At 67.2% G+C, this 21,160-nt stretch carries 20 protein-coding genes; 14 read left to right on the forward strand and 6 right to left on the reverse strand.

Annotated features, from left to right (window positions below; genetic code table 11):
- The first annotated feature begins 308 nt into the window (after window positions 1-308).
- The 9 genes from R5H29_RS12410 to R5H29_RS12450 all read left to right on the forward strand — a co-directional run bounded on the left by R5H29_RS12410 (window position 309) and on the right by R5H29_RS12450 (window position 8,222).
- On the forward strand, window positions 309-1,742 hold the full coding sequence (locus R5H29_RS12410) for a Do family serine endopeptidase (protein ID WP_019661805.1): 1,434 nt from the start codon (window positions 309-311) through the stop codon (window positions 1,740-1,742).
- Window positions 1,743-1,842: 100 nt separating this feature from the next.
- Window positions 1,843-2,208, forward strand: a complete 366-nt coding sequence (locus R5H29_RS12415; protein WP_010486932.1) for a hypothetical protein — start codon at window positions 1,843-1,845, stop codon at window positions 2,206-2,208.
- Between the two features lie 8 nt (window positions 2,209-2,216).
- Window positions 2,217-2,687 carry a phage holin family protein gene (locus R5H29_RS12420; protein WP_019661806.1) on the forward strand — a complete coding sequence of 157 codons (471 nt, stop codon included), beginning with the start codon at window positions 2,217-2,219 and terminating at the stop codon, window positions 2,685-2,687.
- The gene (locus R5H29_RS12425) at window positions 2,684-3,151 is read left to right on the forward strand and encodes a hypothetical protein (RefSeq protein WP_021204736.1); all 468 of its coding nucleotides are present in this window, start codon (window positions 2,684-2,686) and stop codon (window positions 3,149-3,151) included. Before R5H29_RS12420 ends, R5H29_RS12425 begins: the two co-directional genes overlap by 4 nt.
- Before the next feature lie 67 nt (window positions 3,152-3,218).
- Complete coding sequence (locus R5H29_RS12430; protein ID WP_019661808.1) at window positions 3,219-4,328, forward strand: AI-2E family transporter; 1,110 nt, start codon at window positions 3,219-3,221, stop codon at window positions 4,326-4,328.
- Between the two features lie 31 nt (window positions 4,329-4,359).
- A complete protein-coding gene (locus R5H29_RS12435; RefSeq protein ID WP_111101779.1) occupies window positions 4,360-5,079 on the forward strand; it encodes an HAD family hydrolase in 720 nt (239 codons plus the stop codon).
- 3 nt (window positions 5,080-5,082) lie between these two features.
- Window positions 5,083-6,450 carry a M17 family metallopeptidase gene (locus R5H29_RS12440; protein ID WP_155028824.1) on the forward strand — a complete coding sequence of 456 codons (1,368 nt, stop codon included), beginning with the start codon at window positions 5,083-5,085 and terminating at the stop codon, window positions 6,448-6,450.
- 135 nt (window positions 6,451-6,585) lie between these two features.
- Complete coding sequence (locus R5H29_RS12445; protein WP_227845053.1) at window positions 6,586-7,689, forward strand: catalase family peroxidase; 1,104 nt, start codon at window positions 6,586-6,588, stop codon at window positions 7,687-7,689.
- Window positions 7,686-8,222 (forward strand): cytochrome b, encoded by a 537-nt coding sequence (locus tag R5H29_RS12450; RefSeq protein ID WP_019661813.1) that lies wholly within the window; start codon window positions 7,686-7,688, stop codon window positions 8,220-8,222. Before R5H29_RS12445 ends, R5H29_RS12450 begins: the two co-directional genes overlap by 4 nt.
- Before the next feature lie 571 nt (window positions 8,223-8,793).
- On the opposite strand, the gene R5H29_RS12455 is transcribed toward R5H29_RS12450, so the two are convergent.
- Genes R5H29_RS12455 through R5H29_RS12465 form a run of 3 tightly spaced genes read right to left on the reverse strand, consistent with a single transcriptional unit; the run spans window position 8,794 to window position 10,741 of the window.
- The gene (locus R5H29_RS12455; protein WP_014645643.1) at window positions 8,794-9,396 is read right to left on the reverse strand and encodes a response regulator transcription factor; all 603 of its coding nucleotides are present in this window, start codon (window positions 9,394-9,396) and stop codon (window positions 8,794-8,796) included.
- Entirely contained in the window at window positions 9,393-10,616 is a 1,224-nt protein-coding gene (locus R5H29_RS12460; protein ID WP_155028822.1) for a sensor histidine kinase, read from the reverse strand. Before R5H29_RS12460 ends, R5H29_RS12455 begins: the two co-directional genes overlap by 4 nt.
- Window positions 10,613-10,741 (reverse strand): hypothetical protein, encoded by a 129-nt coding sequence (locus tag R5H29_RS12465; RefSeq protein ID WP_021203848.1) that lies wholly within the window; start codon window positions 10,739-10,741, stop codon window positions 10,613-10,615. Before R5H29_RS12465 ends, R5H29_RS12460 begins: the two co-directional genes overlap by 4 nt.
- Window positions 10,742-10,943: 202 nt before the next feature.
- Here R5H29_RS12465 and R5H29_RS12470 point away from each other — a divergent pair, with 202 nt between their 5' ends.
- The 4 genes from R5H29_RS12470 to R5H29_RS12485 all read left to right on the forward strand — a co-directional run bounded on the left by R5H29_RS12470 (window position 10,944) and on the right by R5H29_RS12485 (window position 15,490).
- On the forward strand, window positions 10,944-12,197 hold the full coding sequence (locus tag R5H29_RS12470; protein WP_171953280.1) for an efflux RND transporter periplasmic adaptor subunit: 1,254 nt from the start codon (window positions 10,944-10,946) through the stop codon (window positions 12,195-12,197).
- A gap of 102 nt (window positions 12,198-12,299) precedes the next feature.
- Window positions 12,300-12,989: an ABC transporter ATP-binding protein gene (locus R5H29_RS12475; protein WP_004137569.1), complete on the forward strand. Its 690-nt coding sequence runs from the start codon at window positions 12,300-12,302 to the stop codon at window positions 12,987-12,989.
- Between the two features lie 14 nt (window positions 12,990-13,003).
- The gene (locus R5H29_RS12480) at window positions 13,004-14,161 is read left to right on the forward strand and encodes an ABC transporter permease (protein ID WP_021203846.1); all 1,158 of its coding nucleotides are present in this window, start codon (window positions 13,004-13,006) and stop codon (window positions 14,159-14,161) included.
- 12 nt (window positions 14,162-14,173) lie between these two features.
- Window positions 14,174-15,490, forward strand: a complete 1,317-nt coding sequence (locus R5H29_RS12485; RefSeq protein WP_332329237.1) for an ABC transporter permease — start codon at window positions 14,174-14,176, stop codon at window positions 15,488-15,490.
- A 94-nt stretch (window positions 15,491-15,584) separates the two neighbouring features.
- On the opposite strand, the gene R5H29_RS12490 is transcribed toward R5H29_RS12485, so the two are convergent.
- The gene (locus tag R5H29_RS12490) at window positions 15,585-15,863 is read right to left on the reverse strand and encodes a YrhB domain-containing protein (RefSeq protein ID WP_019661820.1); all 279 of its coding nucleotides are present in this window, start codon (window positions 15,861-15,863) and stop codon (window positions 15,585-15,587) included.
- Window positions 15,864-16,221: 358 nt separating this feature from the next.
- Between R5H29_RS12490 and R5H29_RS12495 the strand changes: the two genes are divergently transcribed.
- Entirely contained in the window at window positions 16,222-19,047 is a 2,826-nt protein-coding gene (locus R5H29_RS12495; protein WP_332329238.1) for a TonB-dependent receptor, read from the forward strand.
- A 116-nt stretch (window positions 19,048-19,163) separates the two neighbouring features.
- Here R5H29_RS12495 and rarD read toward each other — a convergent pair whose 3' ends face one another.
- Entirely contained in the window at window positions 19,164-20,060 is an 897-nt protein-coding gene (gene rarD, locus R5H29_RS12500) for an EamA family transporter RarD (RefSeq protein ID WP_019661822.1), read from the reverse strand.
- Window positions 20,057-20,962 carry a drug/metabolite exporter YedA gene (gene yedA, locus R5H29_RS12505; RefSeq protein WP_019661823.1) on the reverse strand — a complete coding sequence of 302 codons (906 nt, stop codon included), beginning with the start codon at window positions 20,960-20,962 and terminating at the stop codon, window positions 20,057-20,059. The genes rarD and yedA overlap by 4 nt, the downstream gene beginning before the upstream one ends.
- Window positions 20,963-21,160 lie beyond the last annotated feature (198 nt).

Raw genomic sequence — 21,160 nt, forward strand, 5'->3', positions numbered from 1 at the left:
CGGGCAGCGGCAGGGGCTGCGTGCGCACACCCGCCCGGACGTAGCGAAGGGCATGCGATATGGCGCATCGCGGCATCGGGATGCGCAGAACTGCGCAAGCATCGGCCTGCATACCCACGCGCTTGGGCAGACGTCGGCACAGTGCGAGGAACCTCCGCCGTTGCCGCCTGCGGCCCACGGTAGCGATGCTGGCCCGGGTTCCGGGCATGGCGTTTTCATGGCGCATTTATCCAGATCGCGACACACTCATTCAGCTTGTTCTACCGTAGGGCCGTACCGCCCCCACCCACGCCAGCGAACCGACTCCCATGCGACCGCTTCCTACCCTGCTCACGCTCGCAATCGCCGCCGCCTTCGGTGGCTTCGTTGCCACCGGCATCAATGCCCACATGGACAACCGTGCCGACGCCGCGCCGCTGCCGGCGGTGTTGCCGACCACGGCGGCCTTGCCGGCTTCGGTGGCCGGTCAGGCGGTGCCGTCGCTGGCACCGATGCTGGAAAAGGCAATGCCGGCGGTGGTCAGTGTCAACACCAAGCAGGTGGTGCGCGTGCGCAACCCCTTCTTCAACGACCCGTTCTTCCGCCGCCTGTTCCCGGATATCCCACAGGAACGCATCAACGAATCGCTGGGCTCGGGCGTGATCATCGACGCCAAGGAGGGGCTGGTGCTGACCAACCACCATGTCATCGACAACGCCGATGACGTACAGGTGACACTGGCGGACGGGCGCACGGTCAAGGCCGAGTTCCTCGGCTCGGACCGTGACACCGACATCGCGCTGATCCGCATCCCGGCGCAGAACCTGACCGACATCAAGCTCGGCAACAGCGACCAGCTGCGCGTAGGCGACTTCGTGGTGGCCATCGGCAACCCGTTCGGCTTCAGCCAGACCGTTACCTCGGGTATCGTTTCGGCGGTGGGCCGCAGCGGCATCCGCGGGCTGGGCTACCAGAACTTCATCCAGACCGATGCGTCGATCAATCCGGGCAACTCCGGTGGCGCGCTGGTCGACCTGCAGGGCCAGCTGGTCGGCATCAATACCGCCAGCTTCAACCCGCAGGGCAGCATGGCCGGCAACATCGGCCTGGGCCTGGCGATTCCTTCCAACCTGGCGCGCAGCGTGGTCGACCAGCTGGTCAAGCACGGCGTGGTGGTGCGCGGCACGCTGGGCGTGGAAAGCCAGAACCTGACCGCGCAGATCGCGCAGGGCCTGGGCCTGGGCGAAACCCGCGGTGCGCTGATCACCCGCGTGCTGGCCGGCTCGGCCGCCGCCGCAGCCGGGCTGAAGCCGGGCGACGTGGTGGTGTCGGCCAACGGCCAGCGCGTGGACAGCGCCGAGGCCCTGCACAACGTGGAAGGCCTGGCGGCCGTCGGCAGCGCGATGACGCTGGACGTACGCCGCGAAGGCAAGCCACTGCAGATCAAGGCGACATTGAAGGAACAGGCGCGCGCGGTCACCGGTGAGAGCCTGGACCCGCGCCTGACCGGTGCGACCTTCGTCGACCTGCCCGAGTCACTGCGCCAATCCGGTGTCGGCGGCGTGCTGGTCAGCGAGGTCAAGCGCGGCAGCCGCGCTGCCAGCAACGGCCTGCAGCAGGGCGACATCATCACCGACGCCACCGTGGGCGAATTCGCCGACCTGGCCAGTTGGCGCGCCAACTTCCAGCAACGCCCGCCGACCCTGGTGGTGCGCGTGCTGCGCAACAACGGCCAGCAGCAGGGCCAGCTCGTGATGCGCTGATCGCCCTGCCGTAACACCCCCTATACCCCGGCAATGCTATTGCTGTCAGTCCAGGTCGGCACCGCCGACGCCGTTCCCCCATCGCAACAGGAGTGATTCGATGAGCCCCACCAATACCGAGAACCTGAAGGAACACCTGGGTGAAGCCGGTTCCCACCTGAAGCAGGCCGCCAGCGCCGCCGGCGGTGCGATCAAGGGCGCCACCGGTGCCGCGACCGACGAACTGCGCATCGGCAAGGCCAACGTCAAGGCTGAACTGTCCGACAGCGCACTGTCCGGCCTGGCCGCTGCCGAGTTTGGTGGTGCCGCCGCCAAGGAGCAGGTCGATGCGCTGATGGACAAGGGCAAGGACCTGATCGACAGCGCCGCCGAATTGATCCGTGAGCGTCCGCTGGCCTCGTTCGGTGTTGCCTTCGCGGCCGGCTGGATCATCGCCAAGCTGGCCCGCGGCAGCAGCGACAAGTAAGCCGCGGCGTGAGCGAAGACAACGCGCAAGCCCCTGATCCGGCGGCTACCCCGCCGCTGGATGAGAGCATCCGCCAGGTCGGCGCGGCCGGTCGTGCCGCTGCCGACTCGGCCAAGCACTCGCTGCGTTCGCTGCGCCGGTTGGCCTCGGCCGACTTCGCGCTGGCACGCAGTGCCTTCGGCCGCGCGCTGGCCTGGGCCGGCGTAGCGATCGTATTTGGTGCGTCGGCCTGGCTGCTCATGGCCGCCACCCTTATCGCGCTGCTGCAAAGCTGGGGCCTGAGCTGGCTGCAGGCACTGCTGATCACCTCGCTGCTGAGCCTGGCCGTCACCGGTTATGCGATCTGGCGGGTGTCCTACTTCTTCCACCACACCGGCATGCACGCCACCCGGCGCCAGCTGTCCCGCCTGGGCCTGTTCGACGAGCCCAGCGAAGACGACCCCGATGCCGATGTGGAGCTGCCAGAGGGCAAGCCATGAAGTTCGGTGCGCTGCAGCGTCGGGTGAAGCGCTGCGAACAGGTGGTAACCGTGCGTCTGGTCGAGACCCAGGACCACTGGTCGACGCTCGGCCAGGTCTGGCGCCAGGGCTGGTCGCCACTACGCATCGTGGTAGTGGGCCTGGCCGGTGGCTTCATTGCCGGCAAGCTGGAAATGCCGGGCAAGGTCAACGGTGCGCGCTGGCTGCAGATGGTGGGTTCGGTCTCGAACCTGTTCGCCAGTGCGCAGGCGGCGTTCGCCACGGCGATGGCGGCGCAGGCGGCGGCCACCGCCGACGATGCGGCCGAAGAAGCCGGCGATGCCAGCGAACAGGCACACGCAGCGGCCTCCGCCGCTGAAGCACGGCCCGCAGCGGCAGCGCGAGCTGTGCCGGAGCCGGAGCCGGAACCGGACCTGCGCGAACCGCGCCCGGCCGAGGCGGCCACCGAGCTGTCCGAACGTTGATCCCTGGAATCCGCCGCGCCGGTCGCGGCCGGCGGATAATGCGCTCCCCTTTCCGGCTGATGCGTCGATGAGCGAGTCCTCCCTGTCCCCGTCACCGGCCGGCCACGACGCATCCGAGGCACCGCTGCCGCCCCCGTCGCGCCCACGCGGACCGATGTCGCTGGTTGTGCTGGCGACCCTGGCCGTGGGCTATACGCTATGGGCGGCGCAGGACATCATCCTGCCGGTGCTGCTTGCGATGTTCTTCGCGCTGGTCGGCAATCCCATCCTGCGCCTGCTGCAGAAGCTGTGGATCCCGCGCGCGCTGGGCGCGCTGTTGATCCTCGGTGCGGGCCTGGGCGTGACCGGTTCGCTGGCCGTGCAGCTGATCGGACCGGCGATGGAATGGGCGCAGGAAGCACCGCAGCAGCTGCGCAAGGTCGCCCGCCAGGTGCAGAACCTGACCAAGCCGGTGCAGCAGGCCAACCAGGCGGCGGAAAACTTCGCCCGTGTGGCCGGCGGTGACAGCAACCACAAGGTGCAGGTGATCCGCACCCAGCTCGACGACCCCTACCGCATGCTGACCCGTGCACCGCGGCTGGCTGCCTCGGTGTTGGCCGTGGTGCTGCTGACGCTGTTCTTCATGATCTACGGGCAGAGCCTGCAGCGCGCGGCGATCGCCCTGTTCCCCAACCGCCAGCAGCAGCGCTTCACTACGGACATCCTGCGTTCGATCGAACGCGAGGTCTCGCGTTACGTACTCACCATCAGCGTGATCAACACCTTGGTCGGGCTGGTGTTCGCCGGCGTGCTGATGCTGCTCGGTATCGGCCTGCAGGAAGCGCTGCTGTGGGGCACGGTGGCCGCGCTGCTGAATTTTGCGCCGTATGTGGGTCCGCTGATCGGCGTGGCGCTGATGCTGTTGATGGGCTTCGTCGAGTTCCGCGACCCGCTGCAGGCCCTGCTGCCCGCAGCCGCCTACCTGGGCCTGCACACACTGGAAGGGCAGATGGTGACCCCGATCGTGCTGGGCCGTCGGATGAAGCTGTCGCCGCTGGTGCTGATCCTGGCGCTGATGGTGTTCGGCTGGGCCTGGGGCATGATCGGGCTGCTGCTGGCGGTGCCGCTGCTGGTGTGCATCAAGCTGGTGCTGGCACGCCTGGACGGCATGCAGGGCTGGGCACGCCTGCTGGAATGAAAGCCCGCGCGGGCAGGGGTAGAATGGCGGGGTGAATTTCCCCGTCCAAGCCATCACCCTCGACCTTGACGACACGCTGTGGCCGTTCGCTCCGATCGGCGCCCGCATCGAACAGGTCCTGCACACCTGGATGTGCGAACACAGCCCCGCTACCGCCGCGATGTATCCGGTGGAGGCGATGCGCGAACTGCGCGAGCGGCTGTACCACGCCCATCCGCACCTCCACCACGACCTGAGTGCGCTGCGCCGGCTGACCCTGCACGAAGCACTGCACACCAGCGGTGCCAGCCTCGATCTGCTGGAGCCTGCGTATGAAGTGTTCTACGCCGCACGCAACCAGGTGGAGTGCTATCCCGATGCGATCGATGCACTGGCACGGATTGCCGCGCGGGTTCCGGTGGCGGCGCTGAGCAATGGCAATGCCGACCTGGAACGGGTCGGCCTGGCCCATCATTTCGCCTTCCAGCTGGGTGCGCGCGAGCACGGCGCGGCCAAGCCCGAAGCCAGCATCTTCCACGCTGCCTGCACCCGACTGGGTGTCGCGCCGGCACAGGTACTGCACGTCGGCGATCATGCCGACATGGACGTGGCCGGGGCGATTGCCGCCGGCCTGCGCGGGTGCTGGATCAACCGCGAGGCAGCCACCTGGACCCATCCGCAGCTGCAGCCGGACCTGCAGTTCGACACCCTCACCGGCCTGGCCGACTGGTTGGATGCCAACCTCGACGCCGCCGCACTCCGGAGTACCTGACGCATGAGCGAGATCACTGGTTTCACTGCCGACACCGCCGCAGCGCTGCCGCTGTACGTGCTGGACCGCGAGCAGTTCGCCGCCTGGAAGGACGGCCAACCGGCCGCCACCCAGGCCTGGCTGGCATCGCAGGGCTTCACCGCCGGTGCCTTCACCACGGCGTTGCTGCCCGGCGCCGATGGCCTGTCCGGAGCGGTGATCGGTGTGGGTGATCGCGCCGATGCCTACAGCTATTCGCATGCCCCGCACGCCCTGCCGGAAGGCAGCGTGTGGCAGCTGGCCAACGAACTGCCGGCCGCCGAACAGGCGCTGCTGCAGCTGGGCTGGGGCTTGGGCAGCTACCGCTTCGACCGCTACCGCAAGCGCCACCGCGCACCGGCGCAACTGGTAGCCGCGCCGACCGGCGAGGTGGCCGACCTGATCACCGCCAGCCTGCGCGTGCGCGACTGGGTCAACACTCCCACCGAAGATATGGGCCCGCAGCAGCTGGAAGACGCTGCCCGCACCCTGGCCGCTGCGCACGGCGCGCAGGTCGAGGCGATCACCGGTGACGAACTGCTGAAGCACAACTTCCCGGCCATCCACGCCGTGGGCCGCGCATCGCACCGCGCGCCGCGTCTGGTGGTGCTGCGCTGGGGCAAGGACACCGATCCGTCGCTGGTGCTGGTCGGCAAGGGCGTCTGCTTCGACACCGGCGGCCTGGACATCAAGCCGGCCGACGGCATGCGCAACATGAAGAAGGACATGGGCGGCGCCGCGCATGCGCTGGCCCTGGCCGGCCTGGTGATGGCACGCGGGCTGCCGGTACGTTTGACCCTGCTGGTGCCGGCGGTGGAAAACGCGATCGGTCCGGAGGCGTTCCGCCCGGGTGAAGTGATCGCCACCCGCAAGGGCCTGAGCGTGGAGATCGACAACACCGACGCCGAAGGCCGCGTGATCCTGTGCGACGCATTGACCTTCGCCGGTGAGCAGAAGCCGGACCTGGTGCTGGACTTCGCCACCCTCACCGGTGCCGCGCGCATCGCACTGGGCCCGGATCTGCCAGCGCTCTTCAGCAACGATGACACGGTGGCCCAGCAGTGGCTGCAGGCCGGTGACGCGACCCGCGACCCGGTCTGGCGCATGCCGCTGTGGCGCCCTTACCTGCGCTACCTGAGCAGCGGCATTGCCGACCTGGCCAACGCCGGTTCGCGCATGGCCGGCTCGGTGACCGCCGCGCTGTACCTGGAACGCTTCCTGGAAGACGGCCAGCGCTGGGCGCACCTGGACGTGTACGCCTGGAACGACGGCGAACGCCCGGGCCGTCCGGCCGGTGGCGAAGCGCTGGCGTTGCGCTCGGCGTGGGCGATGCTGAAGGCGCGCTACAGCTGATCGGGTGGGTGCCGACCTTGGTCGGCACGCCGTCCCCGGCAAACTTGACGAAAATTTGAATACCGAGCCTGGGAGGGTTCTGCGAGGATGTGTGGGTCGACCACCCACACGCTCCGTGAAGGCAGGACTCCGACCATGTCGCTCTTCGGCTACACCCGTGCCGGCCAGACGCCGGGCACACCGCGCAAGCATTCCCCCCTGCTCTGGATCGCGCTGATCGCACTCATCCTGGGTACCGTGGCGCTGGCCTTTGCCTGGCTGGCCGGCTGGATTGGAAACCGCCTCACCGCGCAGCGCTTCACCGATACCATCGAGGCCACCGGCCCGGCCCACCCGGGCTTCCGCCGCGCGCACAGCAAGGGCATCTGCGTGAGCGGCTGGTTCGAACCCAGTGCGCAGGCCCGCACCCTTTCCAGTGCACGGGTGTTCTCGCAGCGCCGCGTGCCGGTGATGGGCCGCCTGTCGATCGGCGGCGGCGACCCGTACGGCGCCGACAACACTGCACGCGTGCGCAGCCTCGCGGTGCAGATGGTCAGCGATGATGGGCAGGAATGGCGCATGGCGATGAACAGCTTCCCGTTCTTCGCGGTGCCCAGCGCCGAGGCGTTCTACGAGCAGACCCGCGCTTCCATTCCCGACCCGGCCACCGGCAAGCCCGACCCGCAGAAGATGGCTGCGGTGCTGGCGAAGTACCCCAGTGCGCAGGCCTTCCAGCAGTGGGCCAAGACGGCGCCGTGGACCAGCAGCTGGGCCGACACCACCTTCAACAGCGTCAACAGCTTCTGGTTCACCAATGCGCAGGGCCAGAAGCGCGCGGTGCGCTGGCGCTGGCAGCCGCAGGCGCCGGTGGTGGAGATGGATGCGGAAACGCGCAAGCAGGCCAGCGTCGATTTCCTCAGCCAGGAACTGCAGCAGCGCCTGGCCAACGGCCCGGTGCGCTGGAACCTGGTCGTGACCACCGCCGAGCCCGGCGATGCCATCGATGATCCGTCGGTGCCATGGCCCGAGTCGCGTGACCAGGTAGTGGCGGGCGTACTCAGCGTGGACCGCATGCAGTCGCAGGAACAGGGTGCCTGCGGTCAGATCAACTTCGATCCGCTGATCCTGCCCAGCGGCGTGCGCGGCAGTGACGATCCCATCCTGGCCGCCCGCTCGGCGGTGTATTCGCAGTCCTTCAACCGCCGCGAACGCGAGCGCGCCACCGGCAACGTCGAACAACCGAAGGAGGCCGCACGATGAGCATCGGCAACGGCCACTTCAACCTGCTGGCGCGGGTGCTGCACTGGTCCATGGCACTGATGATCATCGCCATGCTGTTCATCGGCGTGACCATGGTCGCCTCACTGCACCTGCGGCCAATGCTGATCGACCTGCACCGCCCGCTGGGCATCGCCATCCTGGTGCTGGTGCTGCTGCGCCTGTACAACCGGCTGCGCCATCGCCCGCCGCCGCTGCCTTCCGACCTGCCCGCCTGGCAGGTGCTGGCGGCCAAGGCCTCGCACTGGATGTTGTATGCGCTGATGCTGGCGATGCCGTTGATCGGCTGGGCGATGCTGTCGGCAGGCGGTTACCCGATCGTGCTGTGGGGCGGCCTGCACCTGCCGCCGATCGTGCCACACACACCGGCGCTGTACGCCGCGTTGCGTAATGCGCACAGTCTGCTGGCCTACGTGCTGTTCGCAACGGTGCTGATGCACGTGGGTGCGGCGCTGTTCCACCTGTGGGTGCGGCGGGACGGGGTGTTCCAGGCGATGGCGCGCGGGAAGGATTGATCGGGTTCGCCGGGCATTCCCGGCGGATCGTTTCCGCGACTGCGGTGGGGTGTCACTTTCTTTGCGCGCAAAGAAAGTAACCAAAGAAACGCTCCGCCGGCCGCGAGCCGACGTGCTGCGCACGCCGGTGCCCTGCGCTCCTCGGCCCGCCGAGGGACGGCGCGGAACTCGCTACGCTCAGACACCCGCGCCTCTTCGCCCTCGCCGGTCCTGCGGTGCTCGGCTCGCTCAAGGCGGACTGGAAGGGCAAGATCAACAGCTAGAGCATCCACGCATGGCGTGGATCTACTGGGTGCAGCTGTGCCTTTGACGTTGGGTCCGCCTTCTAGCGAGCCGAGCATCGCAGGGGAATTAGGGGCGCAGAGGCGCCGATGTCCGAGCGTAGCGAGTTCGGCGCCGTCCCCTGATTCACCGAGAAGCACAGGGGACCGGTGCGCAGCGCCGGCTCGCGATCTGGCGGCGTGTTTCTTTGGTTACTTTCTTTGCGCGCAAAGAAAGTGACACCCCTCCGCAGGCGCGGGAATGATCCGCCGGGCATCGCCCGACGCTACCAGTGTGTCGGCGCACGCCGCTACAACCACCCCTTCTGCCGCGCCAGCCGGTACGCCTCGATCCGGTTGGCCACGCCCAGCTTGCCGATGCACTCGGACAGGTAATTGCGCACCGTACCGTGCGACAACCCCAGCTGCTCGGCAATCTCGCTGGCGGTTCGGCCCTCCCCTGCCAGACGCAGCACACGGCGCTCGCGGTCGGTCAGCGGATCGGCCTGCGACCACGCATCCAGCGCCAGCTGCGGGTCGATCGCGCGGATGCCCTGTTTCACCTTGCGCAGTGCATCGGCCAGGTTCTCGGCCGGTGCGTCCTTCAGCAGGTAGCCCAGCACGCCCGCCTCCAGCGCGCGGCGCAGGAAACCGGCGCGGGCGAAGGTGGTCACGATCACCACCTTGATCGGCAGCTCATGGCGGGCGATGCGCTGCGCCAGCTCCAGCCCGGACAGGCCCGGCATCTCGATGTCGGTGACCAGGATGTCAGGCTGCAGCTGCTGCAGCATGCGCCACGCGGTTTCGCCGTCGGCGGCGCTGCCCAGCACCTCGATATCCGGCTCCAGGCCCAGCAACGCCGACAGTGCACCGCGCACCATCGCCTGGTCCTCGGCCAGCAGGATGCGGATCATGCGGCACCGTCCTGCACCAGCGACGACGGCGTGCCTGGCGGCAACGGTGTGGTCGCGGCAGCCAGTGGCACGCGCACGGTCAGCAGCGTGCCCTCGCCCTTTGCGGACTGAATCTGAAGGTTGCCCCCCAGGGCGGCCACGCGTTCGCGCATGCCGCACAACCCGTTGCCCTCGGCCTGCACACCGCCACGACCATCATCGCGGATCTGCATCGCCAGCATGCGTCCTTCCAGCATGAATTCCACCCGTGCCTGTGTCGCCTGTGCATGGCGCACGATGTTGGTCGCGGCCTCGCGCAGCACCAGCGCCAGACCGCGTTCGACATCCACCGGCATCGCCGGTGGTGGTGCGTATTGAAGGTGGACCTGCTGGCACTCCAGCAGCAGCCGCGCCGACGCCAGCTCACCGGCCAGGTCACTGGCGCGGATACCGGTGACCGCGCTGCGCACCTGCGCCAGCGCTTCGCGGGCAATGTCCTCGGCTTCGCCGATTTCCTGCCGCGCCCGCGCGTCGCCACGATCGTGCAGCTTGCGGGCCAGTTCCAGCTTCAACGTGATCAACGACAGGGTATGGCCGAGCAGGTCGTGCAGGTCGCGGCCGATGCGTTCGCGCTCGGCGGTGGCTGCGAGCCGCCGCACCTCGTCCTGCGAAAGCTGCAGTGCCGCATCCTTCTGCTGGTTGAGTGCCTCCACGTTCACGACCAACCCGACGATATAGGACACGGCGGGGATCCAGACCAGGCTCTGCCACGGGTACTGGAACAGCAGTGCGAGGCCGCAGAACAGGAGGTTCAGGCCAGTGAGCTGCAGCAGGTACTGCCACCAGCCACCGCGTCCGCTCACCCGCAGCAGCACGCAGCCGAACACGAAGTAGGTCAACCCGGACGGGTACCACGGCAGCAGCACAAGCGACATCCCGATCAGGCCCAAGGCATAGCGCGGCGCGTGATGGCGTGGCGCCACCATTACCTTGGCGTACAGCAGCAGGAACACCGGATAGCTGGCCACTGTAAGCAGCAGCCAGCGCAGGGTGAAGCCATGGCCGAGCAAGGGCGTCAGGAAGATCCACACCGACCACAGCAGGTGGATCGCCTCGCTCCAGGGTGATTTTCCCCGGCGCAGCGTCTCGGCCACCGCCGAGTCCGGCGCGGGGCGCAGCAGGGAGGCAAGCCAGGTGGACGGCACAGGCGGTTCCAGGCGGGGATGATCGCCGCCGATCATGCCAGTTCGGCTGGCTGCGCGCAGGCGCCACCGCCGGCAAGATGGCACCGGCGCAACCCGCCGCAGATCACGGTACGCTTGGCGGTACCGCTGCAGCGGGCCAGCGATGGGGTGGTCGGATCCATGAGCGGTACCGGCAGCGGGGACGTTGCCATCCTGTGCCGCCGCGGTCACATTTCGCAGTTGCCGCCGTCAGTGTCATCGGGTGACAGCTGTCACTGCCGTCATCGCTGTGCCTGCCTTCATGCTGTGCCGCACGCTCCACCGCCGGAACCGCCGCCGTCCGCGCTTCCGGCCACACCCGCCCGAACGCCTGTGATGGAACGAATGAACGCTTCTGCCGAGCTGTTGAAGGAACTCCGTATCGACCGCAAGTCGCCGCCGCCCGCCTCCGGTGGTGGCAGCAACGGCGGTGGTCGCCGTTGGTTGTGGATCGCGACCATCGTGGTCGTGCTGCTGATCGCCGCTGCCGTGGCGTTCCTGTTCGGCCGTGCGCCGGCCGTGGAGGTGGAAACCGCGCCGGCCGTGGCCATCCAGCAGGGTAGCGCCAGCAGTTCGGTGCTCGACGCCAGTGGCTACGTGGTCGCCCGGCGCATGGCCACGGTCTCGGCCAAGATCACCGGCAAGGTGCGCGAGGTGATGATCGAAGAAGGCATGCGGGTCGAGGCCGGCCAGGTGATGGCCACGCTGGACCCGATCGATGCCGATGCGCAGCGCAGCCTGTATGCCTCGCAGCTGCAGGCCGCACGCAGCCAGGTGGCCGGGCTGGAGGCGCAGCAGAAGCAGGCCGCCGCCGAAGCCAGCCGCCTGCAGGCACTGGTCGGCCAGCAGCTGGTGTCACGTTCGCAGTACGACCAGGCCGTGGCCCAGCGCGACAGCCTGCGTGCGCAGCTGGAAACGGCTCAGCGCAACGTCAAGGTCGCCCACGACCAGCTGGCCATCGCCGACCTGGGTGTGGACAACAACATCGTGCGCGCGCCCTTCTCCGGCGTGGTCACCGCCAAGGCCGCGCAGCCCGGTGAGATCGTCTCGCCGCTGTCGGCCGGTGGTGGCTTCACCCGTACCGGCATCGGCACCATCGTGGACATGGACTCGCTGGAGATAGAAGTCGAGGTCGGCGAGGCCTTCATCGGCCGCGTGCAGCCGAAGATGCCGGTGGAAGCCACGCTCAACGCCTACCCCGAATGGAAGATTCCCGGCGAGGTGATCGCCATCATCCCCACCGCCGACCGCGGCAAGGCCACGGTGAAGGTGCGCGTGGCGCTGAAGGTGAAGGACCCGCGCATCGTGCCAGAGATGGGCGTGCGGGTCAGCTTCCTGGAACAGGCACAGCCGCAGGCCACAACCAAACCGCAGGGCGTGCGCGTGTCGGCTGGCGCGGTGGTCCAGCGCGAGGGCGCCTCGGTGGCCTTCGTACTGGGTGACGAGAACCGCGTGCAGCAGCGCACGGTCGAGGCTGGCCAGGCGATGGGCAAGGACCGCCAGATCCTCAAGGGCGTGAGCGCCGGTGAATCGGTGGTGGTGAACCCGCCGGACACCCTGCGCGATGGCGCCAAGGTGCAACAGAAACAAGCGCAGTAACGGCCTGGCGCCCATGGGCGCCGCCGGCAGCACCGCTCGACGCACGCCTGCGGTCACCGCAGGTGCGCTTCCCCGTTTCCCGCCTTCCGTGGAGAACCCCCCATGTCGACCCTGGTTTCACTGCGCAACATCACCAAGACCTACCAGCGTGGCCCCGAGAAAGTGCAGGTGCTGCACGGCATCGACCTGGACATCGCCAGCGGCGACTTCGTCGCGCTGATGGGTCCGTCCGGCTCGGGCAAGACCACCCTGCTCAACCTGATCGGCGGCCTGGACAACCCCAGCGGCGGCGAGATCAGCATCGAAGGCGAGCGCATCGACCAGATGAGCGGCGGCCAGCTGTCGACCTGGCGCAGCCACCACGTCGGCTTCGTGTTCCAGTTCTACAACCTGATGCCGATGCTGACCGCGCAGAAGAACGTGGAGCTGCCGCTGCTGCTGACCCATCTCAATGCCGCGCAGCGCCGCCGCAATGCCGAGATCGCGCTGACTCTGGTCGGCCTGGCTGACCGCCGCAGCCATCGCCCCAATGAACTGTCCGGCGGCCAGCAGCAGCGCGTGGCGATCGCGCGGGCGATCGTCTCCGACCCGACCTTCCTGATCTGCGACGAACCCACCGGCGACCTCGACCGCCAGTCGGCCGAGGAGATCCTCGGCCTGCTGCAGCAGCTCAACCGCGAACACGGCAAGACCATCATCATGGTCACCCATGACCCGAAGGCCGCCGAGTACGCCACGCACACGGTGCACCTGGACAAGGGCGAGCTGGCCGACGCGCCGCTGGCCCACTGACGGAGGCCACGGCGATGAAATACTTCTCGTTGGTGTGGGCGCAGCTGTTCCGCAGCCGTACCCGCACGTTGCTGACCCTGCTCTCCGTGGTGGCCGCGTTCCTGCTGTTCGGCATGCTCGATTCGGTGCGCGTGGCGTTCTCGTCGGGTGGCAGCGTGGAAGGTGCCAACCGGCTGATCGTGGCCTCGCGGCTGTCGATCACCCAGTCGCTGCCGATCCGCCTGGAAACCCAGGTCCGCCAGGTGGCCGGCGTGCGCGACGTGGCCTACGGCATGTGGTTCGGCGGCATCTACCAGGACCCGAAGAACTTCTTCCCGAACTTCTCGGTGTCCCCCAACTACTTCGATGTCTACCGCGAGCTGCAGATCGACCCGGCACAGCTGGAAGACTGGAAGCAGACCCGTACCGGCGCCATCGTCGGCGAAACCCTGGCCAAGCAGTTCGGCTGGAAGATCGGCGACACCATCCCGCTGCAGGCCACGATCTTCCCGCGTGGCGGCAGCAACGACTGGCCGCTGGTGCTCAAGGGCATCTACCGTTCCAAGGACCGTGCGCTGGCCGCCAACGAAGAACGCCAGCTGATGATGAACTGGAAGTACTTCGATGAATCCAACGACTACATCAAGAACCAGGTGAGCTGGTACACGGTGACGCTGGACAACCCGGACCACTCTTCGCGGGTGGCGCAGGCGATCGACGCGATCTCGGCCAACTCCGACCACGAGACCAAGACCCAGACCGAATCGGCGTTCCAGCAGGCCTTCGTCAAGCAGTTCGCGGATATCGGCATGATCGTCACCTCGATCATGGGTGCGGTGTTCTTCACCCTGCTGCTGTTGACCGGCAACACCATGGCGCAGGCGGTGCGCGAGCGCGTGCCGGAGCTGGCCACGCTGAAGACACTCGGCTTCAAGGACGGCACCGTGCTGACCCTGGTGATGGTGGAGTCGGTGCTGCTGATCGGCCTGGGCGGCCTGATCGGCATGGGCCTGGCCGCCCTGATCCTGCCGGCGATCGGCCCGAAGAGCATGGGCATGCTGCCGCCGCACGTGCCGACACCAACCTGGCTGATGGGGCTGGGCCTGATCGTGGTGATCGGCATCATCGTGGGGCTGCTGCCCGCGCTGCGTGCCAAGCGCCTGAAAATCGTCGATGCACTGGCCGGCCGCTGAGGAGGATTGCAGATGAACAAGCTCAAGAAGTGGCTGGGCAACGGCATAACCGTGCTGCTGCTTGCGATCGGCCTGGTGCTGTGGATCAGCCTGCCGTGGATCGGCGTGCTGACCGTGGCCGTGCTGGTGGCGCTGTGGCTGCTGCTGACCCGCTGCGGACGGCTGGCGTTGGCCGCCACCCGCATCGGCGTGGCCAGCCTGCCGCAACGCTGGGGCGCATCGTCGGTGATCGTGGTCGGCATTGCCGGCGTGGTCGGCGTGCTGGTGGCGATGCTGGCGATGGGCGAAGGCTTCCAGGCCACGCTCAACAACACCGGCGATGACACCACCGCCATCGTGCTGCGCGGTGGCTCGCAGGCCGAGACCAACTCGGTGATCACCCGCGAGCAGGTACCGATGCTGTCCACCCTGCCCGGCATCAGCCGCGATGCGCAGGGCCGGCCGTTGCTGTCACCGGAACTGTCGCAGGTGGTCAACCTGGTGTCCAAGTCCGACGGCACCGACGTCAACGCGCAGTTCCGCGGCGTCGGTCCGCAGGCCTGGGCCGTGCATGACAAGGTCAAGATCATCGAAGGCCGCAGGTTCGCCACCGGCCTGCGCGAGATCGTGGTCGGCCAGGGTGCCAAGGGCCAGTTCCGCGACATGGACGTGGGCAGGACGCTGACCCTGGGCAACCAGACCTGGACCGTGGTGGGTGTGTTCGCCACCGGCGATGCGCACGATTCGGAGCTGTGGACCGACGCCGATACACTGGCGACCACCTACCAGCGCAGCGCCTGGCAGTCGATCAGCGTGCGTACCGAGGGCAAGGCCGGCTTCGAGCAGTTCAAGGCAGCAGTCGCCGCCGACCCACGCCTGAAGCTTGACGTGGAAACCACCCGTGTCTACTACAGCAAGCAGGGCGGTGGGCTGACCAAGCTGATCGACATCCTCGGCAAGGTGATCGGCACGATCATGGCGGTGGGTGCAGTGTTCGGCGCACTCAACACCATGTATGCGGCAGTGGCCACCCGTGCGCGCGAGATCGCCACCATGCGCGCGATCGGTTTCCGCGGCCTGCCGGTGGTGACGGCGGTGATGCTGGAAACCATGCTGCTGGCGCTGCTGGGTGGCCTGCTCGGCTGTGCGGTGGCGTGGCTGGTGTTCAACGGCTACAGCGTGTCCACCATCGGCAGCAACTTCAGCGCGGTGGTGTTCAAGTTCCATGTATCGCCGGAACTGCTGTGGACCGGACTGAAATGGGCGCTGGGCATCGGCCTGGTCGGCGGCCTGTTCCCGGCGCTGCGCGCGGCACGTTTGCCGATCACCACGGCGCTGCGCGAAACCTGAGCATCACGCAGCGGCATTTCGCGCATCCTGCAGGGACGGAGCGAAGGCTCCGTCCCTTTCAGGTTGCCGAACTCAGACATCCGCCGCCGCAGCATCAAACGGCGGGGCCGCGCGCGGCCAGATGCTGGCGAAGGACTTCCTCGGGCGGATACGCCGTGCCCAGCGCGTGCTGCTCGCCTGTGTGCCGGTCGACGAAGATCGGCCCATTGCCGGCCAATGCATCCGAGATTTCGCCGGATTGCAGGTAGCGCAGCGACTGGAAGCAGAACAGCCAGCCTTCGACCACTTCGTGCTCATGCGTGATGGCAACCGGCTCATCGTCGCTGGCAAGTGCAGCCTCCACGCGACGGCGTGCTTCTTCAAGCTGGATCATTCCTTCATCTCCTGCCTTCGATGACGAGGCGAAGAGCATTTCATGCGGGCAGATGCATCACAACGACTGCGCGCCTGCATACAAGCGCGTACTGCGACGCGTTGTCGCAACTACTCAAGCGTGCCAGCTTCGTGCCGCTATCGATGCCTCTGCCCATCGCAAACTCAGCGCGCGTGACGCCGCGCACAGCGCATCTGTGGATTGTTGGTTGCGATTCATGTTCACGCACATTCCGCAGCATCGCGACAAACAGTTGCGAATGAAAACACTCTAGAATCCGCCCCCCCACGTTGGTTTGCAGCACCCCACGCGTCCACAGAATGGACGCTTGTTTTTTCTGAAACACGAGATTTCACGGATGTCCCTGAAGACCACCCCGCTGCGCAACGCGATCATCATCGCGCTGGCCGCCAGCTGCACTACCCCCGCCTTCGCACAGGATGCGGGCGACAACACCACCAACCTCGACCGCATCGAAATCACCGGCTCGCGCATCCGCCAGGCCAGTGTCGAAACCTCTCAGCCGGTGGTCGCGCTCAACCGCGCGGAGATCGAGAAGAAGGGCTACGTCAACGTCGCCGACATCCTGCAGGATGTGACCGCTGCCGGCTCGCCAAGCATGAGCCGCGCGTCGTCGCTGACCTCATCGCGCGATTTCGGCGGAATGTATGTCAGCCTGCGCAACCTGGGCCCCGAGCGCAGCCTGGTGCTGATCGACGGCCGCCGCATGGGCGTCAGCGCCGGCGGCTACTCCGACCTGGCCTCCATCCCCTCGGCCATCGTGGAGCGCGTTGAAGTGCTGACCGATGGCGCATCGGCGTTGTACGGCTCCGATGCCATCGCAGGTGTGGTCAACATCATCACCCGCAAGAACTTCGATGGTGGCGAAGCCAGCGTCTACGTCGGCCAGTACGGTGAAGGCGATGGGCAGAAGCGCTCCTACAGTGCCACTTTCGGCAAGACCTTCGACCGCGGTTGGTTCAGCGTTGGCGCCGAGCGCACCAAGGAAGACGAAGTGATGGGCGGCGCGCGCGAGTTCAGCCGCTACGTCAACGGTCCGCGCCATCCGAACGATGGCCTCAACGGCACCACGCCGTGGGGCAGCGTCACCGTCGGCGGCAAGCCGCTGACCGTCGGTCCGGGCGGCGACCCGACCAGCGCCGGCAACTTCCACGCGCCGAACCCGGCCGATGGTGCCAACACCAAGACCAACATGAGCCTGCTGACCGGCCTGGAGCGCACCTCGGTGTTCGCCAACGGCGGCTTCTCGATCACCGATGACCTGCGCATCGTTGCCGATGCCATGTACAGCAAGCGCGAATCGACCAAGCACCTGGCTGGCTACCCGTACTCGGTCACCGCCACGCAGGCGCGCAACGGCAGCCGCGCCGCCCTGTCCAAGGACAGCGCATTCAACCTGTGGGGCCAGGACGTGCTGTTCTCGCATCGCACCGAAGAGATGCTGCGCGGCACCGAGAACACCCTGGAAACCAAGCGCGGCAGCCTGGGCCTGGAAGGCAGCTTCGAAACCGGCTCGCGCTACTGGGACTGGAACGTCAGCTACACCTACAACCGCAATGAAGGCGAGCGCGTCGGCACCGGCAGCATGTACCAGCCGAACGTCAACCTGGCCGTCGGCCCGTCCTTCATCGAGAACGGCGTGGCCTACTGCGGTACCCGCGATGCGGTGATCGCCGGCTGCGTGCCGTGGAACCCGGCCGCGCCGATGGGCTACACCGGCCCGGGCTCGCTGAGCAACCAGGACGTGCAGGACTACCTGTTCGCCCGCTACGTGGACAAGAGCCAGACCACCACCAAGGTGGCCAGCGCCAACATCTCCGGTTCGCTGTTCTCGCTGCCGGCCGGCGACATCATGGCTGCGATGGGCTTCGAGCACCGCACCGAAGAAGCACGCTACACCCCGGACCTGATGGTGCAGAACGGCCAGATTGCCGGCACCAGCGGCAAGCCGACCCAGGGTGACTACTCGCTCAACGAGGTCTACCTGGAAATGCAGGTGCCGCTGCTGGCCGACATGGCCTTCGCCCGCGAGCTTTCGCTGGACGTTGCCGGTCGCTACTCGGACTACAACAATTTCGGTTCCACCACCAACAGCAAGTTCGGCGTGAAGTGGAAGCCGATCGACAGCCTGCTGGTGCGCGCCACCTACGGCACCGGCTTCCGTGCGCCGACCGTGGACGACTTGTACGGCGGCACTGTCAGCAGCCGTGACTCGTTCACCGACCCGTGCGATACCTCGTTCGGCACTGCCGCCACCAGCGCCGCCGTCGCCGCACGCTGCAAGGCCCTGAAGGTGCCGGCCAACTTCCGCCAGCTCAACAGCGACGGCAGCGTGGCCAGCAAGCCGGGCCAGCAGGCCACCACCGATTTCAACTCCGGTTCCAACCCGAACCTGAAGCCTGAAACCGCCAAGACCTGGACCGTGGGCCTGGTCTACAGCCCCGACTTCGTGCAGGGCCTGGACGTCAGCCTGGACTGGTGGAAGATCCGCATCGACAATGCCATCGTTGGCGAGTCGGCCACCAACATCCTGGAACAGTGCTACGTGCAGGGCTCGGACGCCGCCTGCGGCCGCTTCACCCGTGGCAGCAACGGTCAGGTCAACGCGCTGGACCGTTCGCTGGTCAACGCCGGCTACCGCGAAACCGCCGGCTATGACATCAGCGCGCGCTACCGCCTGCCGGAAACCGCGTTCGGCAAGTTCGCAGTTACCTGGAACACCACCTACACCGACTATCTGGAGCAGCGCAACGACAACGCCGCGACCACGCCGGTGGAACAGCTGACCAGCTGGGGTGGCAACTTCCGTGTGCGCTCTACCCTCAACCTGGACTGGCAGTACGGCAACCTGGGCATCGGCTGGACTGCACGCTACTACTCCAGCATGAAGGAGAAGTGCTCCTACATGGACGAGTGCAACATGCCGGGCTTCAGCTCGGCCTACACCGATGCCTCGCCGACCAACAAGGTGGGTTCAAACACCTTCCACGACCTGCAGGTGCGTTACGCCCTGCCGTGGGACGGCACCGTCTCGCTGGGCCTGAACAACGTGTTCGACCACCAGGGTCCGATCATGTACAGCCAGCCCAACAGCAGCTTCGTCTACTACGGCGGCTTCGACATCGGTCGTTTCATGTACATGAAGTACCAGCAGCGCTTCTGAGCCTGCACCCGCGTTCCCGCCACCGCCATCTCTCTCCTGGCGGTGGATGGAAGCAGGGCGGCGCCCCCCGGGGCGCCGCTCTTTTTTTCATGCGTGCCAGTCGATCCGGCCCGGTGCTACCGCTTGGCGCGCATCGTGCGGATGTTGTCGCCGACGAACAGGATCAGGCCGGCCCAGATCGCGGCAAAGCCAATCGCCTTGCCGGCGTCGAAGGCTTCGTGGAAGAAGAACACGCCCAGCAGCAGCTGCAGGCTCGGCGCGATGTACTGCAGGATGCCGACCAGTGACAACGGAATGCGCTTCACACCGTAGGCAAAGCCAATCAACGGTACCGCCGTCACCACACCGCCGAAGATCAGCAGCAGGTCGTTGCGCCAGCCCCAGCCGTGGAAGAACGCGCCACCATGACCATTTTCGGCCCAGATCGCGAAGCCCAGCGCCGGCAGGAACAGGTACATGCTCTCCACGCCAAGGCCCGCCACCGGGTCGACCGAAACCAGCTTGCGCAGCAGGCCGTACAGGCCGAACGAACAGGCCAGGCCCAGCGCGATCCATGGTGGTGTGCCGGCATCGATGGTCAGCCAGGCCACGCCCACTGCCGCCATCGCCACCGCCACCCATTGCAGGCGGCGCAGCCGCTCCTTCAGCACCAGCACGCCCAGCAGCACGTTCACCAGCGGGTTGATGAAATAGCCCAGGCTGGTCTCGATCACATGGCCGGCGTTGACCGCCCAGATGTACAGGCCCCAGTTGAAGGCGATGGTCAGGCTCGAGACCAGCAGAATCGGCAGCGCGCGCGGCTGCGCAGCGATCTTCCGCCACCAGCCCAGGCGTGCGCTGAGCAGCAGCCAGCCCAGCACCAGCACGGTGCTCCAGATGATGCGGTGGGCGATGATCTGGAACGATGGCACCTCATTGAGCAGGTGCCAGTACACCGGCACCAGACCCCAGATGACGAAGGTGGAAGCCGTGACCAGCAGGCCACGGCGCTGTTCTTTCTCGTCCATGCTCATTTCTTGCGCGTCCTTGCCATCGTCAGTACCACCACACCCAAGAGAATCACCGCCATCGCCAGCAGGTCGCGCCAGCCGAAGCGCTCACCGTTGAGTAGCGCGCCCAGCAGCACCGCAATGACCGGATTGACGTATGCATAGCTGCCAGCCAGCGCCGGGCGCACGTTCTGCAGCAGCCACACGTAGGCGGTGAACGCGACGATGGAGCCGAACACGCACAGGTAGGCCATCGCCAGCAGGCCACCGGTATCGGGCAGCGTGGTCGGGCGCTCGCCGACCGCCAGGCCGATCAGCACCAGCAGCACACCGCCACAGATCATCTGCCCGGCGGCGGTCATGAACGGGCCCGGCAGGTCCAGTCCGCGTGCCCACACCGAGCCGAATGCCCAGCCGACCGGCGCGATCAGCAGCAGCACCAGCCCGGTCGGCGAGGCGGTCAGGCTGCTGCCTGCGTTGAGCCAGACCACGCCGAGGAAGCCGATGGCGATGCCCAGCCACTCACCGCGGCTGGCGTGCTGGCCGCGCAGCGCCGAGAACAGCGCCATCCACAGCGGCACCGAGGCCACCGCAGTGGCTGCCAGTCCCGAGGACACCTCGCGCTCGGCCAGCACCACCATGCCGTTGCCCAGCACCAGCATGGTCACGCCCATGATGCCCAGGTTGCGCCACTGCCGCAGGGTCGGGTTCGGCATCTTCCAGAACAGGCGCAAGGCCAGGAACATCAGGCCACCGGCAATGATGAACCGGCTGCCGGACACCATCGTCAGCGGCAGCGCGCCCCCGTGCAGGGCCTTGGCGATGCCCAGGTAGGTCGAGCCCCAGACCACGTAGACCAGCAGCAATGCCAGCGCAACAAGGCCACCCCGGGGGGCAGCCGCAGACGAAGAGGGGGGAGCCGACATGACACACCAGGGAGCCGGGGGAAGGCGGATTCTAGGACGTTTTGAGTATGGTCCGGGACCCCATACGGTGGCACGCTGTCATCCATCCATGCACCCTGCTCTGGTCTGCTACCCCGTGTTGACGGCCCATGCAGTACCAAGAGGGCTGTCCGGCCGCGCCGCCCCAAGGCCGGGCGCCGTTTTCCCTGCGCACGGACG

This window comes from Stenotrophomonas sp. A3_2 (genome assembly GCF_036624925.1).
Lineage (GTDB): Bacteria > Pseudomonadota > Gammaproteobacteria > Xanthomonadales > Xanthomonadaceae > Stenotrophomonas > Stenotrophomonas hibiscicola.

Bases quoted from the DNA above. Each gene is read 5' to 3' on its own strand.
- R5H29_RS12445 (WP_227845053.1), top strand. From the start codon at position 6,586: ATGTCGCTCTTCGGCTACACCCGTGCCGGCCAGACGCCGGGCACACCG.
- R5H29_RS12465 (WP_021203848.1), bottom strand. From the start codon at position 10,741: ATGGATCCGACCACCCCATCGCTGGCCCGCTGCAGCGGTACCGCCAAG.
- R5H29_RS12475 (WP_004137569.1), top strand. From the start codon at position 12,300: ATGTCGACCCTGGTTTCACTGCGCAACATCACCAAGACCTACCAGCGT.
- R5H29_RS12485 (WP_332329237.1), top strand. From the start codon at position 14,174: ATGAACAAGCTCAAGAAGTGGCTGGGCAACGGCATAACCGTGCTGCTG.
- R5H29_RS12425 (WP_021204736.1), top strand. From the start codon at position 2,684: ATGAAGTTCGGTGCGCTGCAGCGTCGGGTGAAGCGCTGCGAACAGGTG.
- R5H29_RS12410 (WP_019661805.1), top strand. From the start codon at position 309: ATGCGACCGCTTCCTACCCTGCTCACGCTCGCAATCGCCGCCGCCTTC.
- rarD (WP_019661822.1), bottom strand. From the start codon at position 20,060: ATGAGCATGGACGAGAAAGAACAGCGCCGTGGCCTGCTGGTCACGGCT.
- R5H29_RS12490 (WP_019661820.1), bottom strand. From the start codon at position 15,863: ATGATCCAGCTTGAAGAAGCACGCCGTCGCGTGGAGGCTGCACTTGCC.
- R5H29_RS12460 (WP_155028822.1), bottom strand. From the start codon at position 10,616: ATGATCGGCGGCGATCATCCCCGCCTGGAACCGCCTGTGCCGTCCACC.
- R5H29_RS12440 (WP_155028824.1), top strand. From the start codon at position 5,083: ATGAGCGAGATCACTGGTTTCACTGCCGACACCGCCGCAGCGCTGCCG.
- R5H29_RS12455 (WP_014645643.1), bottom strand. From the start codon at position 9,396: ATGATCCGCATCCTGCTGGCCGAGGACCAGGCGATGGTGCGCGGTGCA.
- R5H29_RS12495 (WP_332329238.1), top strand. From the start codon at position 16,222: ATGTCCCTGAAGACCACCCCGCTGCGCAACGCGATCATCATCGCGCTG.
- R5H29_RS12470 (WP_171953280.1), top strand. From the start codon at position 10,944: ATGAACGCTTCTGCCGAGCTGTTGAAGGAACTCCGTATCGACCGCAAG.
- R5H29_RS12415 (WP_010486932.1), top strand. From the start codon at position 1,843: ATGAGCCCCACCAATACCGAGAACCTGAAGGAACACCTGGGTGAAGCC.
- R5H29_RS12430 (WP_019661808.1), top strand. From the start codon at position 3,219: ATGAGCGAGTCCTCCCTGTCCCCGTCACCGGCCGGCCACGACGCATCC.
- yedA (WP_019661823.1), bottom strand. From the start codon at position 20,962: ATGTCGGCTCCCCCCTCTTCGTCTGCGGCTGCCCCCCGGGGTGGCCTT.
- R5H29_RS12480 (WP_021203846.1), top strand. From the start codon at position 13,004: ATGAAATACTTCTCGTTGGTGTGGGCGCAGCTGTTCCGCAGCCGTACC.
- R5H29_RS12450 (WP_019661813.1), top strand. From the start codon at position 7,686: ATGAGCATCGGCAACGGCCACTTCAACCTGCTGGCGCGGGTGCTGCAC.